General features: G+C 50.4%; 12 protein-coding genes. All 12 read right to left on the bottom strand.

Translation table 11 applies throughout. The annotated features are described in order from the left end of the window. Positions 1-111: 111 nt before the first annotated feature. On the bottom strand, positions 112-2,271 hold the full coding sequence (locus ACTHR7_RS09755) for a polysaccharide biosynthesis tyrosine autokinase (protein WP_440370735.1): 2,160 nt from the start codon (positions 2,269-2,271) through the stop codon (positions 112-114). 26 nt (positions 2,272-2,297) lie between these two features. Next, positions 2,298-2,747, bottom strand: a complete 450-nt coding sequence (locus tag ACTHR7_RS09750; protein ID WP_296185020.1) for a low molecular weight protein-tyrosine-phosphatase — start codon at positions 2,745-2,747, stop codon at positions 2,298-2,300. Between the two features lie 171 nt (positions 2,748-2,918). Beyond that, positions 2,919-4,046, bottom strand: a complete 1,128-nt coding sequence (locus ACTHR7_RS09745) for a polysaccharide export protein (RefSeq protein ID WP_440370734.1) — start codon at positions 4,044-4,046, stop codon at positions 2,919-2,921. Between the two features lie 43 nt (positions 4,047-4,089). After that, entirely contained in the window at positions 4,090-5,991 is a 1,902-nt protein-coding gene (locus ACTHR7_RS09740; RefSeq protein WP_440370733.1) for a polysaccharide biosynthesis protein, read from the bottom strand. Between the two features lie 108 nt (positions 5,992-6,099). Further along, on the bottom strand, positions 6,100-7,275 hold the full coding sequence (locus ACTHR7_RS09735) for a DegT/DnrJ/EryC1/StrS family aminotransferase (RefSeq protein ID WP_440370732.1): 1,176 nt from the start codon (positions 7,273-7,275) through the stop codon (positions 6,100-6,102). After that, positions 7,268-8,047: a methionyl-tRNA formyltransferase gene (locus tag ACTHR7_RS09730; protein ID WP_049322614.1), complete on the bottom strand. Its 780-nt coding sequence runs from the start codon at positions 8,045-8,047 to the stop codon at positions 7,268-7,270. The genes ACTHR7_RS09735 and ACTHR7_RS09730 overlap by 8 nt, the downstream gene beginning before the upstream one ends. A gap of 13 nt (positions 8,048-8,060) precedes the next feature. Then, positions 8,061-8,753, bottom strand: a complete 693-nt coding sequence (locus ACTHR7_RS09725; protein ID WP_070645333.1) for an HAD family hydrolase — start codon at positions 8,751-8,753, stop codon at positions 8,061-8,063. Next, on the bottom strand, positions 8,746-9,720 hold the full coding sequence (locus ACTHR7_RS09720; protein WP_440370731.1) for an ATP-grasp domain-containing protein: 975 nt from the start codon (positions 9,718-9,720) through the stop codon (positions 8,746-8,748). Before ACTHR7_RS09720 ends, ACTHR7_RS09725 begins: the two co-directional genes overlap by 8 nt. Beyond that, on the bottom strand, positions 9,707-10,324 hold the full coding sequence (locus ACTHR7_RS09715; RefSeq protein WP_049333552.1) for a sugar transferase: 618 nt from the start codon (positions 10,322-10,324) through the stop codon (positions 9,707-9,709). The genes ACTHR7_RS09720 and ACTHR7_RS09715 overlap by 14 nt, the downstream gene beginning before the upstream one ends. Next, on the bottom strand, positions 10,317-11,489 hold the full coding sequence (locus ACTHR7_RS09710; RefSeq protein ID WP_440370730.1) for a glycosyltransferase: 1,173 nt from the start codon (positions 11,487-11,489) through the stop codon (positions 10,317-10,319). Before ACTHR7_RS09710 ends, ACTHR7_RS09715 begins: the two co-directional genes overlap by 8 nt. Before the next feature lie 13 nt (positions 11,490-11,502). Next, on the bottom strand, positions 11,503-12,573 hold the full coding sequence (locus ACTHR7_RS09705; RefSeq protein ID WP_440370729.1) for a glycosyltransferase family 4 protein: 1,071 nt from the start codon (positions 12,571-12,573) through the stop codon (positions 11,503-11,505). Beyond that, a complete protein-coding gene (locus ACTHR7_RS09700) occupies positions 12,570-13,880 on the bottom strand; it encodes an O-antigen ligase family protein (RefSeq protein ID WP_440370728.1) in 1,311 nt (436 codons plus the stop codon). The genes ACTHR7_RS09705 and ACTHR7_RS09700 overlap by 4 nt, the downstream gene beginning before the upstream one ends. Position 13,881 lies beyond the last annotated feature (1 nt).

Genomic DNA, 13,881 nt, shown 5'->3' with positions numbered 1-13,881 from the left:
GCTTACTTTAAAACAAACGGCTTTGGGGTGCAAGGGCGGCGTTTGTGAAAAATATTTTGTGCCGTTTAAAAAGCCTTAGGCCGTCTGAAAGTTCAGACGGCCTGCTTCGGTTTATGATTTATTGTTACCGGAATGGTAGGCATCGTAGGCGTAGTAGTCGTAGCTGTTGTTGGCTTCGCGCTTCATACCGTTGAGGACGACACCTTTGATGTTGATGTGGTTTTGTTTGAGGCGTTCAACGCTGGCCTCAAGCTCTCGTGCACGCGTGTGTGCATAACGGCTGATCATCAGGACGGTGCCTGCATGTTGGCCGATGATGACGGCGTCGGTCACGGCCAATACGGGCGGCGTGTCCAAGATGACGTAATCGTAGCGTTGGCGCGCGTGGGTGAGCAACTCGTTGAAACGTTTGTCCATCAAAAGCTCGGACGGATTGCTAGGATAGCTGCCGCTGCTGATGAGGTGGAGGTTTTCAATGCCGGTCTCTTGTACGGCTTTGGCCGGAGCGGCTTTGCCGTCGAGGATGTCAGACAAGCCGAACTCGGGGGTAAGGCCGAAGAGTCGGTCGAGGTAGCCTTTGCGCATATCGGTATCGATAAGCAGAACGCGTTTGCCGGATTGTGCCATTACGGTGGCGAGGTTGGCCGAGATAAAGGATTTACCTGCTTCAGGCGCGGCACCGGTAATCATGAGGACGTTGTTAGGTGCGTCCAGCATGGAGAAGTAGATGTTGGTGCGCAGGGCGCGGATGGCTTCGACGGCAGTATCGGCGCGGTCTTCACTGGCCAGCAGATAGTTGGAACGGCCGCCGGTTTTCTTGAATTTGCTTTTGAAGAAGTCGCGTTTTTGCTGGGTTTTGGAGTGCGGAACAAGAGCGACGACTTCCAAATTGAGGTTTTCGATTTCTGCAGATGAAGTAATGCCGTTTTTCATGCGGTTGCGAATCATCAGCCACAAAGCGGTCAATGAGCCTGCGGCAAGTGCGCTCAGGAACGTGATGACGGCTTTGCGCGGTGCAACGGGGTTTTCAGGGACATAGGCATAATCGACGATGCGGACATTACCTTGCGCACTGGCTTTCATGATGTTGAGTTCTTGTTGTTTACTCAACAGTTGGACGTAGGTAGCCTGGTTGGTTTCTACGTCTCGGGTCAGGCGGATAACTTCTTGTTGGGTATTCGGTAACTCGGCAATTTGTTGATTAATTTTGTTTTTAGCACGCTCGAGGACGGCAAGTTTGTCCAATACGGCTTTATAGGAAGGGTGTTCCGGCGTGTACAGCTCGGCCAAACCTGCTTCTTCGGTTTTGAGCAGGGTAATTTGGGTTTCGATGCCGGTCAGGCTTTCCAATGCACCTTTGGACTCGAGCGGAATGTCGAGAGAGCCTGATTGTTGGCGGTAGGCATTGAGTTTGTTTTCAGCGTCTTGCAAGGTTTCTTTCAAGCGTGGCAATTCTTCGCTGATGAAGGCCAAACCGCTGGATGCAACTTGGACGTCGCGTTCACGGTTTTGCGCAACGTAGTTGTCGGTAATGCTGTTGAGGATGACGCTGGTACGTTTAGGGTTGGTGCCGGTAAAGGCAAGGTTGATGATGGGGCTGGTTTTACCTTTGCTGATGACCGCCAGTTTGTTTTGGATGTTTTCGATCGCACTGATGCGGGAGAACTTGGTCAACGCAAATTCTTGACCCGGATTGGCCAGGATTTGATCGATTTTGAGGGTGGTGTGATTGTTGATTTTCAGAGGCACGCCGACCTTGCCTTCGACGACGCGTTTGTCAGGCAGGGTAAGGGTATAGGCCTTGTTGCTTTTGGCGGTCAGCGTGAAGGTTTTGTTGAACCATTCGTCTTGTACGGTAAAGCTGCCGACGGTCAATTTAGGATCGGGGTCGCCGCTGATGTTGTGCATCAGGCTGCCGATAACGGGTGTGTATTTGGCTTTGACTTCTTGGTCAAGTTGAAGGTCGTCAACGGTTTTACCCAGCACTAAGCGTGATTGAACCAGCTCGACTTCTGCTTCAGACGGCGTGGTTTGATTGTTGAAGATGCTGTTGATTTCGGTCAGGATTTGGTTTTGTCGCGTTTCAATTTCCAGCATGGCGTCGGCACGGTATTGCGGAGTGGATGCCAAGCTAAAGGCTGCGCCAAGAATGCCGCCTGCAAGCAGGGCAGCGAGGATTTTGTATTTATTTGTCCAAATGACGCGCAGCTGTTGGCCGAAGTCGATTTCGTCGTTGTCTGCGCTGTAAGGTATGTAGGTCGTTTTTTTCATTGCTTGCTTTCTTGTTCATGCCGGTTTTATACCGGTTGAGTTTTTCCGTTTAGTTTGGTTTTCCAAGTGTCTGCGGCAGCATTGAGCTGTTCAAAAACGGCTTCAAACATTTCGCTGCTTTGTTTGTATGGGTCAGGTACGGTTTTTTTAGGCAACCATTGGGCAAACAGCATGGTTTTGCTGCGTGCCGGCGAATGGATGTCGGCCACCATATCGATTTGACTGGGCTCCATCACAAGAATCAAATCGGCCTGTTCGCACATTTGGGCGGTCAGCTGGCGTGCCGTATGGCCTGCAACGATAACGCCGTGTTTGAGTGCGGTTTTAATGGATTGGAAATCGGCATCCTTCCCTGTCAGTGCTTTTATGCCGGCGCTGCTGATTTGATGGCCGGGTAGTTTTTTCTGCATGATCCGCTCTGCTGTAGGGGAGCGGCAGATGTTGCCTAGGCAGACGATGAGTATGTTGTGGTACATGATATTGTTTTCGGTTTATGGTCTGAAAAAAGCGTGAGTCAGACTATAAGATACTGCTTTTCCGTTTATGTGGTGTGTACGGCTTTTGTATGCCGTTTATGTAATTGGTTTGGATTGTGCGTAATTTTGTATCCTGCTGTCAAACAAGGGTCTGACAGCAGGAACCACTGTTTATTTAAATGTATTGTCGAGGGTGTTGACGTTGCTGATGGAGTTGGTAATTTGTGACATTACGCGGTTCCAACGGGTAACCGGGGCAGCGGTAACGTAAACGGTATCTTCCGAACGCAGTTTGAATTCGCTGCCCAACGCGTAAGAAGTCGCATCTTTCAGGTTGAGCTGGTAGATGTGGATAGGTTTGGCCGCATCTTCTGGTGCGCGGCGGATCACGAATACGCCGGTTGCATCAGCATAGTTTTGGTTCATGCCGCCGACTTCGCCGAGCGCTTGGGTCAGGTTGAGGCCGTGATTGCCGATCGGCAGGGTGGCTTGTTTGCCGACTTCACCCATGATGTAGATTTTGTTGTTGCTGCTGTTAGGAACGTAAACGATGTCGCCATGGCTGAGGAGGTGGTTTTGTGACATATCGCCGTATTGCAGCATGTCTTGCAGGGAGAGGGTGCGGTCGACGCCGTTGTGCGTCCATTTGATGTGTTGGGTGTCGGCACTTTGGGTGACGCCGCCTGCTTGGTTGATGGCATCCAAAATGGTCATCGGGATATTGGTAATCGGCAGCTGACCTGCTTGGTTGATGGCACCGGATACTGAAATACGTTGCGAACGGAATTCGGTAACGTTGATCGCTACTTGAGGATTTTTAATGTAGCGTTTCAGAAGGCTGGTTAGGGTGTTTTGCAATTCGTCCAAAGTTTTGCCTTTAGCTTGAATTTTGCCTGCCAATGGATAAGTAATATAACCGCCCTCATCTACCCAGGCACCGCGGCTGACTTGGTTGGTTTGCGGGTTGCTTTGCTGGATAGGGGAGTTGAGGTCGGAGTGCGCCCAAACCATGATATTGAGGACGTCGCCGCTGCCGATGCGATAGCGGTAAGCACTTTTTCTTTGCTCCAAACCTTGGTTGTTTTGGGAAAGTACAGGCGGCTTACGCATTTTTTCAATCAGGTTGGGTGTGATGGGGTAAACGGCAACGCGGCTGTCGAGGTTGGTATCGGCTGCGGTGTCGGTATCGGTGTAAACAATGGTTTTGGTTCTGGTTTTGATGGTTGAACCAGGAATAATTGTCGTGCTGTTACAGGCAGTCAGTGCTAATAGAGCAAGTAGGGAGAGCGTTTTTTTCATGTAGTAGTCCTTGCGGGATGGTGTCCGGGCCGTCTGAAAATGTTCAGACGGCATTATTGTTTTGTTGCCAAACCAAATCGCAGATACCGTCTTTAGGTACGAAGCCTGTCGGTGCACGCAGCAGAAGCTGGCGCAGGCTGTCTTGGTCGCTTTTTAGGCAGGCAGTATGGAGTTCCGACAGTATGTCAGATAATTGCGTCCATGGAAGCATTACTTCACTGGCGGTCATAATACGGGGATGAGTGGTTTTTTGCACCTCATCGCCGATGAGCAGTTCTTCATAAAGTTTCTCGCCTGGGCGCAGGCCGGTAATCTTGATTTCGATGTCGCCGTGTGGGTGTTGCTCATCTTTGACTTTGAGGCCGCTGAGGACAATCATTTGACGGGCAAGGTCGATGATTTTGACGGATTGGCCCATGTCGAGGACGAATACGTCGCCGCCTTTACCCATTGCACCGGCTTGGATAACCAGTTGCGCCGCTTCGGGAATGGTCATGAAGTAGCGGGTAATGTCTTGGTGGGTCAGGGTAATCGGGCCGCCTTCGGCAATTTGTTTTTCAAATACAGGGACAACGGAGCCGGACGAACCCAATACATTGCCGAAACGCACCATGCAGAAGCGTGTTTTTTGTTCTGGCTCGGCGGCAAGCGCTTGTAGGCAGAGTTCGGCCATGCGTTTGCTGGCGCCCATGGTGTTGGTCGGACGGACGGCTTTGTCGGTGGAAATCAAAACAAAGGTGGAAACGCCTGCATCTACGGCAGCCTGCGCGCAGCAGAGTGTGCCGAATACGTTGTTTTGAATGCCTTCGATGGTGTTGAATTCGACCATAGGGACGTGTTTGTAGGCTGCGGCATGATAAACGGTGTCGACATGATAGGCCTTCATGATGCTGCTAAGGCGTTCTTTGTTTTGAACCGAGCCTAAAAGCGGTACGACTTCGACTTGACTGCCTTGCGCGGCTTGGGTTTCGCGCAATTCTTTGTCTATGCTGTATAGGGCAAATTCGGACAATTCAAACAACAGCAGTTTGGTCGGACGGCAGTTGAGAATCTGACGGCAAAGTTCGGAGCCGATAGAGCCGCCTGCGCCGGTCACCATCACGACTTTGTCGCTGATGTCGGCACTCATTAATTCAGGGCGCGGTGCCACAGGGGTGCGGCCGAGCAAATCGACCACAGAGATTTTTTTCAATGAGCTGACGTTGATTTTGCCGTCCACCAAATCCTTCATGCCCGGAATGGTCAGGACTTCGCATTTGTATGCTTCGAGGCGGCGAATGATGTCTTTGCGTTCTTCAGGCGTAGAACTTGGAATCGCCAGCAGAATTTTGCGTACGCCGTAGCGGCTGATCAGCATCGGGATTTCGTTGGGATTGTAGACGGCAAGGTCATAGATGACGGTACGTTGGATTTTCGGGTTGTCATCGACAAAGGCGATGGCCGAGTATTCGTTAACCTGTTTGATGGCTTCCAGTAATTGGCGGCCGGATTGGCCTGCGCCGTAGATGATGACAGGGGTCATCTGTTTGCGGTGATGGTCGGTCAGAATCGCACGCAGGATCATGCGCGAGCTGGTTACGCCGACCACCAAAACTAAGAAATAGACGATGGGCAGGGCAAGGTGTAGTTTTTGTTCAAAAATCAGGGTGGTCAGGCAGAACAAGACCGCTGAAATAATACTGCCGAATGCGGCGGCAGTCAGGACGCGGATGCTGACGAAGCGCGTGACGGCGCGATAGAGGCCGATACGGATGAAAAGGATGATGGTCAGCACAGCGGTGCTACCAAAAGCCAGCCAGTTGGCGATACTCAACCATTCGTCGGAATATTGCACTTTGAGGCTTTGGGCAAACCAAAACGCCACGAATATCATCAAGATATCGTGGATGACGAAGAAGGCTTTTTTAAGGTTGCGCGGCAGAGCCAGCAGGGTTTCCAAGTTCATTTTATATTTCTTGTGTCTGAGTGTTGTAATGTGGCTTGGTACGGATTGTTTGAAGCAGGCTGTTTTATTTTTTCAGACGGCCTAAAGTTGCAGGCCGTCTGAAAATGATTATGCCGTGGCTTCAGTCAATACGGCTTCGATGTTTTCTTTGCAGAACGCAATTTCTTCATCGGTCAGGGTTGGGTGTACCAAGAACATCAGGCTGGTGTCGCCCAACTCGACAGCGTTTTTCAAACGCTCTTTCGGACGCCAAGGCGTGTCGTCGAAGGCTTTTTCCAAATACACTTCGGAGCAGCTGCCTTGATAGCATGGCACTTTGCGCGCGTTCAGTTCGTTCACGATGCGGTCGCGTGTCCAGCCGTCTTTCAGGTGTTCGGGTTTGACGAAAACGTAGAACTTGTATTGCGCGTGTTCGATGTAGTCGGCCACTTTAACCAAACGGATGCTGGCAAATTTGCCCAAGCTTTCAGCCAGTTTGGCGGCGTGCGCTTGACGGCGAGCAGTCCATTCGGACATACGTTTGAGCTGGATGCGGCCGATGACCGCCTGCATTTCCAACATGCGCCAGTTGGTGCCGAAGCTTTCGTGCAGCCAGCGGAAACCGGGTGCGTGTTCGCGGTGGTACACGGCATCGTAGCTTTTGCCGTGGTCTTTGTACGACCACATTTTGCTCCACAGCTCTTTGTCGTTGGTGGTAACCATGCCGCCTTCGCCGCCGGTGGTCATGATTTTGTCTTGGCAGAACGACCAAGCGCCGACGTGGCCGATAGAGCCGACGGATTTGCCTTTGTATTTCGCACCGTGAGCTTGGGCGCAGTCTTCGATAACCCACAAGTTATGTTCTTTTGCCAAAGCCATGATGTCGTCCATTTCGGCAGGCATGCCGGCAAGGTGAACCACGATGATGGCTTTGGTGTTTGGCGTCAAAGCGGCTTTGATGGTTTCGGCGCTGATGTTTTGGCTGTTCAAATCGACATCGGCGAAAACCGGATTTGCGCCGGCGGTCACGATGCAGGATGCAGAAGCCAAGAAGGTGCGAGAAGTGACAATCACATCATCGCCTTGGCCGATGCCCATTGCTTTGAGGGCTACGTCCAAAGCCAACGTACCGTTGGAAAGGGCGACGGCGTATTGAGTGCCGACAAAAGCAGCAAATTCTTTTTCAAATTCGCGACATTCCGTACCTGTCCAGTAGTTGACTTTGTTGGACAGCAGGACTTTGGAAACGGCATCGGCTTCTTCTTGAGTAAAGCTTGGCCATGGGGAGAGTGATGTATTAAGCATTTGTTTTTCCTGCGAAAAGACTGGTTGAGCCTTTGGGGGCGATTTCTTCCAGCAGTTGGCGGTTGATCAGAGTGTATTTCTGACCGTTGATTTCGACGTATGCGCCGTCGTAAGGCGGGAACCAGAAGGCGCGGATTTTCTTCTCGATATTGTCGCCGTCGAGGATTTGCTTCATGGCTTCCATTTCGTCGCGGCTGACGTAGCGGCCGCCGATGTTGGGCGTGGTCGGCAATTTGGTTTTCGACTCGATGGCGCGGGCGATGATGCGTTGTGCGAACGGCTCCAGCGCCTGCATGGTTTTGCGTTCGAGCGATTGTGCGGTTTCTGTTTCGGCGTCGATGGGGAAGCGGTCCACCTCGATGATTTCGCCGGTATCGATGGAAGCATCGACGTAGTGGGCGGTATTGCCCCATTCGTTCAGCTCATCCATGATGGCCAGGTTGTAGCCGCCTGTGCCTTTGTATTCGGGCAACAGCGCAGGGTGGAAGTTGATCGTGCCTAAAGTCGGAATGCTCAGGAATTCATCACGCAGCTTGCGCCAGTAAAGGACGGACAAGCCCAAATCGTATTTCAGACGGCCTTCTCGCATTGCTTCCAAAGCCGTATCGAAGGTGTACAGGGGCAAGCCCAATTCCTGCGCGGCAGCCGTGGTCGGCGAGCCTTGAAGATGGCTGTCGGTCAAGACACCGACGATTTCGATATGGTCTTGTTTGGTCAAAAAACGAAGCAGGTTGGCGGAAACCTGTTTACGACCCATAAATAAGATTTTCATGGAGAAATGTCCCTTATGCATTTGCTTTTTCGGTGGCGGAAGTTGTCAGTGTAGCCAATTCTTCCAGGGTGTTTATCCAAAGGGTGGGCTGGTATTCACGACCGTATTGCTCGGGATCGGCTTGATGAATATTGTGCGGCTTAGGCATGATGCCTATGGAGAGCCAACCCAGTTTGTTGGGTGCGACAAAATCTTTTTTGATGTTGTCGCCGATGTAGATGAAACGTTTTGCAGCCGGATATTTGTTTTGCAGGAAGACAAAACGCTTATCGTCGGGTTTTTCCGATTGCATGGCTTCCGAAATCAAAATGTCGTCAAACAAATCGGTCAAACCCAAGGCCTGTATTTTCAAACGCTGTGTCAGACTGCGGCCGTCTGTAATCAGGGCACGTGCGGCAAAAGGGCGCATCAGCTTCCGTAAAAAAGACGGTTCGACATAGGGTCGGATAACAGGCCGGTGTAGTCGATATTGCCACAAAAGTGATTGTTTCTCTAGTTCGTTTAATTTGCAATGATGACACAAATTTTCGAGCCAGTCTTTACTTTTATTGTCTGCAATTTCATTTAGTACGTCGGCATCGTATTGTGGGTAAAGCGACGTAATTGTCCCTACAACTGCCTGTATTCCGGAGCATTTGTAGTCGTACTCAGAGTAAAGCGTATCGTCAAGATCGAAGACGATGACGGATTCTTCCGGTTTAATCATGTTCTCTTACCAAAATCTTAGCATCATAACGAAGCATGATTAAATTGTTTTCCCAGTCGTCGGAGAAAGGGATGTCTTGGCCGCCGATGTATTCTTGAATCAGCCGGCCTGGATAGTTGCCGCCTGCGGCGTAAGTCAGGGGGAAACCGCCGCCGAAACGCGGGTTGATTTCCACGCCGTAGGTTGTGCTGTCGGTTTTGCTGACGAAGAATTGCGCGGTAATGCAGCCGCGTGCGCCTTCCAATACGGCCATTTTTTCAACCAGCTCTTCATACAGGGCATTGCGTCGGGTTGCGCCTTTGCTGACTTCGCCGGTGCGCACTTCCAAACGTTCGCGAGGAATGGCGCATTTCAGACGGCCTTGACGGTCGTAATACATATCGACGGTAAATTCGGAGAAAGTATTCTCGATATCGATGTATTGGGTGAACATCATTTTCGGGTCTTCGGTAATGTCGACAGTCAAATCAGCCGGTGTGTTGATTTTTTTCGCACCGATGGCGCGACTGCCGTCATAAGGCTTGGTAAAACATGGGAAAACCAGGCGGTCCCGTTCGTAAATTTCAGGCGAACGGATGCTGTATTGTGCAAACAGGCCTGAGGTCAGGCGCTTGTCGCGGCACAGGGTAATCAGTTTTGCATCGGAAATGACAATATGTATTCCTTCAGCTTCAAAACGGTCACGTGCTTCGGCCAGTTTGAGCAGCTCGGTATCGATGGTTGGCACAATCAGACCGATGTCGTGTTGTTGGGCCAGCTCGAAAATGCTGTCAATGTATTCGGCTGCATCGATGCGCGGCACGCTGAAAGTGCGGTCGGCAACATGGCAGGCAGAAGACATGTGGGGGTTGAGGTCAGTGGCAAAAACGCCGATACCGTCTGAAAAACGTGCGGCTTCGGTTTGAAAGTCCTGCACCAATTCGACACGGCGACCTGCCGACAGAATCAGTATATTATTTTTTTTCATCAGTTTTGTTACCCGTGAAATAAGGCATTGTGGCTTCCCCTTCGGCTGAGATGCCTTCTTTGACGAAGACTTTTTTAACTGTCAGGAACAAAATTTTTATATCCAGCCAAAAGCTAAAGTTGTCGATGTACCAAACATCGTGGGCGAATTTTTCATCCCATGAAATGGCGTTGCGGCCATTGACTTGAGCCCAACCGGTCACGCCCGGTTTCATTTCGTGGCGGCGGTTTTGAAAGTCGTTGTACAACGGCAGATAGTGCATCAGCAGCGGACGAGGGCCAACTAGACTCATCTCACCTTTTAAGACATTCCATAATTCAGGAAGTTCGTCCAAACTGGTGGCACGTAATTTTTTGCCGAAATCGGTCAGGCGTTCGCTGTCCGGCAGTGGGTTGCCGTCTTTGTCGATTGCATCGCGCATGGAGCGGAATTTAATCATTTTAAAAGGCTTGCCATCTTTGCCCGGCCGCTCTTGGATGAAGAACACGGGCGAGCCTAGGTTTTTACGGATGAGGTACACCAGAATCAAAAACACAGGCGACAGGATAATCAGTCCTGAAGCGGAGGCGACAATGTCAAACAGGCGTTTGAAAAATTTATTCATGAGCTAATCTTTCAATCAGGTTGACGATTTTTTGATAGGCAACGTCGCGTTTGAAGCGGCCGACGATTTCTTCGGACTGAACAGGATCGCTTTTGCGCTTCAAAATATCTTTGGCGGCTTGAACGAAACCGTCCACATCGCCGGAATGGTAGTTCGCATGCGGCAGCAGGGTAAGGACTTCGGCAACTTCGTCGTTGACTTGGCTGTTCAGAATCGGTTTTTGCAAAGCCATATAGTCGGAGAGTTTGTTGGTAATCGATGCCATTGAATAGGACTGGATGGCGTTGATGGCAATGTCGCAGCCCTTGGCAACCGACATCATTTCGGCATAGGGAATGTAGCCGTAAAACTTGATGTCGTCGCAGGCGTATTGTTTGAGCCTGTCCAAATCAGGGCCGCCGCCCATGATGTGCAACTCGACGTTTTCGCCGGCGTCCAACAGCTTGAGAACGCCTTTGCACACGGTTTCCACGTCATAGCTGTAACTGAGCGTGCCCAAGTAGAAAAAGCGGGTTTTGTCGTCGCCAAAATCTTTGGCAGGCGCGGCATCGAGTTTCGGAAAGTCGGCACCGATATAGACGACTTCGCCGGGTACGTTCGGATTGGCTTCTTTGGCGCGGTCGAGATAAGTCTGCGATACGGCAACCAGCGCGTCGGCGTAGCGGTAGGCTTGGTTGGCGCGTGAAGCAAAGGGCAGCAGGTTGTGCGGTACTTTTTTCAAAAACGGTACGACTGAGGAGAAAGACTCCGGCCATACGTCCTGCACATCGACAATCAGTTTGTAGCCCAAACGCGCTTTGTGTTTGCCCAACAGCAGGTTGGTGGCAATCAGCGGATAGGCAGAAAAGACGACGTCTTGTTCGCCCGGACGGCAGTTTTCCAACCATTGTTCAAAATGTTTGACGAAGTGGTGATGGCTGGCCAAGCGTCCTAAAGACACGTTTTTGCTGTATCCACTTTCTTCCAACAGCATGACTTTCAGACGGCCTTGTGAGGCGGCCTCGGCATCTTCGGGCCGTCTGAAAGATTTGTTATAGTGCTTGAAGTTGCTGGTAATCAGTAACACGTCATGCGACTGCGACAACAGCTCGGCAAGATACCAGAAGCGGTTGAAATGCGGCTCGGAAGGCAGTGAGCAATAAGGGGCGACGATGGTAATGTTCATGTTTCAGACGGCCTTACATTTCGTACGCAGCCATGGTGGTGCGGTAGATTTCGTCGTCGGAGCATAAGGTTTCGACGTGTTTGTGCAGGGCTTTACCCATTTGACTGCGCAACTCTGGATGCTTGATGAGTGTATCGACGGCTTCGATAAATGCTTCGTCGTCGCCGAAAGGAATGCAGTAGCCGGTTTGGCCGGTAATGACCATTTCCGAAATGCCCGCCATGTTGTAGGTCACGACAGGCGTGTCGTAAAGACCGGCTTCCAAAATATTGTTGCCGACACCTGCGCCGTGGTCGCCCACGCAATGCGGTGTGTTCACCAAAATATCGACTTCTTTGAAGTAGCCGGTCAAGTCGCGGACGCCGCCGAGGAAGGTGACTTTGTCTTCAATGCCTAAACGTTTGGCTTGGGCTTTGAGGTTGTCCATTTCTTCGCCGATACCTGCAACGTTGAGGCGTACAGGCATACTGCGGTCAACCATTTTCTTCAAAATATCCAACATCAGATGCACGGCGCGGACGGTGTCCAAACGGGAAAGCGTGCCCAGTTGGACATAGTCTTTGACTGTTTTTTCAGGAATGAAATCTGCTTTGTGCAGGGCATTGTAGGTGTAGGTGATGCGGTTGGCAGGGAAACCGTAGCGGATGAGTTTTTCACGTTCGTGTTTGCAGTTGCCGATGATGTACACGCCCAGCTTGTCGAAAAGCTTGGCAATTTTCGGATAAGTTTCCGGATCAAGGCCGCGCGCGTGGTAGAACACTTTGGTTTTCGGCGAGGCAAACTTGGCCGCAATGGCGCAGGCCGGAACGATACGCGCCATTTGGCAGTGAATCACATCGGGCTTCTCTTTTTTCAGCAGTTTCATATAGGCAAACATGCCTTTGACGTAACCCCAAAGACCGCCTTGGTAAAAATCAATCGGCTGCCAACGGATGCCCAATGCTTGCGCTTCCTGAATCAAAGGGCCGTCTGAAGAGGCCAATACGATATCGTGTCCGCGTTGTTTGAGCAGGCGACCGAGGCGGAAAGTGGCGTTTTCAGTGCCACCGAGGCCAGACATGGAGGTAGTCAGGGTGATTTTCATGATATTCCCTTTGTTTTAGATGGGGTATAGCTATATGTGTAAGCGGCCTGATTTTGTAATTTGGATGCGACAAATGTGCTGTAAATGTAAATCAGCAGGCAGGGTAGCCAGATGAAGGGCATACGCAAAATGGTGGACGGAATAAAACCTGCCAACAAGAAAATGCCCAAGGCAACCCAAGCCAGTACGCGTGATTTGTTGGTTAGTGCACGGCTTGAGGCAGTGTAGAGGAAATAAAACGCTACAAATGCAATAAAGCCGAGCAGGGAAATTATGCCGAAACCCAAATACAGTTCGATGATGAAACTGTGCGGATTTTCAAAACCCAGGCTGTTACTCAAGTGGCCGCCAAAATAGTCGCGAAAATTTTTTGGTCCGTAGCCGGTTAGCAACAGGGGCGGATTATTCCAAAAATAGTTGTAAATCTCCTGACGGTAGGACACAGAGTTGTCGCTGTCTAAATCGAATAGAAAAAGGTACACGCGGCTGGAAAACCGTTCAAGAAAAGGGTTGCCGTTAAGTGACAGCAAAAATTCCGCGATGACACGGGATGGAATCATCGATAATGTTAACGCGAGCAGTCCTGTGGCAATAACGGTAATAAAACCATTTTTACGATAAGCTATATAAATGAGTGAAATCAAAAGGTAGCAGGCAATAGCTGTTCTTGATACGCAAACAAAAATGGCCATACCTAGTAGTAAATATAATCCCCAGCCCAGTAGTTTCTCTTTGTGTTTGCGTCCTTGCAGTTGAAAGAAAAACAGGATGGCGGGTGCGAGGCAAACGGCAGTGGCAGCAAGGTTGTTGGGATTGAAAAACAGCCCTTTGAGCGAACCTTCTTTAATGGCCAGTTCATCACTGGCACTGACAAACTGAATGCCGGTAATCAATTCCACAAATGGTGGAACGGCAACATAAAGGGCAAAGACCAATAAAAACTTCTGAATAACGCCCAATGGATCTTCAGCGCGCATAAGCACTTGGTAAAACAAGTAGAAAAAAACCGGCACCGCCATAAAAAACAAGATGTCCATGTATTGAGTCGGTATCAGCGATGTAATGCCCATGTGGATGGCCGGCCAAATACACATGGCGGCCAGGGCGCAGAGCATGACAAAAATTTTGCGCGGAATATGCTTGCCCTCCAAAAAGAATACGGCAAGGCCAATCAATACGAACAACAACGATAAAGGATTATCGATGCGCGGTACGCCGATTTTAAAAGACAGCGCCGGCCCCAGCATATAAGCTGTAAACATGATGTATAGGATGTAAGTGTATAAATTTAGACGTTTTATTTTCATA

Source organism: Neisseria sp. P0007.S010, assembly GCF_051962875.1.
GTDB classification, from domain to species: Bacteria; Pseudomonadota; Gammaproteobacteria; order Burkholderiales; family Neisseriaceae; genus Neisseria; species Neisseria subflava_A.
Note: the sequence above shows the minus strand (reverse complement) of the source record. Positions and strands in the feature narration are given on the sequence as shown.

Coding starts and splice junctions, on each gene's coding strand:
- ACTHR7_RS09755 (WP_440370735.1), bottom strand. CDS start 2,271: ATGAAAAAAACGACCTACATACCTTACAGCGCAGACAACGACGAAATC.
- ACTHR7_RS09750 (WP_296185020.1), bottom strand. CDS start 2,747: ATGTACCACAACATACTCATCGTCTGCCTAGGCAACATCTGCCGCTCC.
- ACTHR7_RS09745 (WP_440370734.1), bottom strand. CDS start 4,046: ATGAAAAAAACGCTCTCCCTACTTGCTCTATTAGCACTGACTGCCTGT.
- ACTHR7_RS09740 (WP_440370733.1), bottom strand. CDS start 5,991: ATGAACTTGGAAACCCTGCTGGCTCTGCCGCGCAACCTTAAAAAAGCC.
- ACTHR7_RS09735 (WP_440370732.1), bottom strand. CDS start 7,275: ATGCTTAATACATCACTCTCCCCATGGCCAAGCTTTACTCAAGAAGAA.
- ACTHR7_RS09730 (WP_049322614.1), bottom strand. CDS start 8,047: ATGAAAATCTTATTTATGGGTCGTAAACAGGTTTCCGCCAACCTGCTT.
- ACTHR7_RS09725 (WP_070645333.1), bottom strand. CDS start 8,753: ATGATTAAACCGGAAGAATCCGTCATCGTCTTCGATCTTGACGATACG.
- ACTHR7_RS09720 (WP_440370731.1), bottom strand. CDS start 9,720: ATGAAAAAAAATAATATACTGATTCTGTCGGCAGGTCGCCGTGTCGAA.
- ACTHR7_RS09715 (WP_049333552.1), bottom strand. CDS start 10,324: ATGAATAAATTTTTCAAACGCCTGTTTGACATTGTCGCCTCCGCTTCA.
- ACTHR7_RS09710 (WP_440370730.1), bottom strand. CDS start 11,489: ATGAACATTACCATCGTCGCCCCTTATTGCTCACTGCCTTCCGAGCCG.
- ACTHR7_RS09705 (WP_440370729.1), bottom strand. CDS start 12,573: ATGAAAATCACCCTGACTACCTCCATGTCTGGCCTCGGTGGCACTGAA.
- ACTHR7_RS09700 (WP_440370728.1), bottom strand. CDS start 13,880: ATGAAAATAAAACGTCTAAATTTATACACTTACATCCTATACATCATG.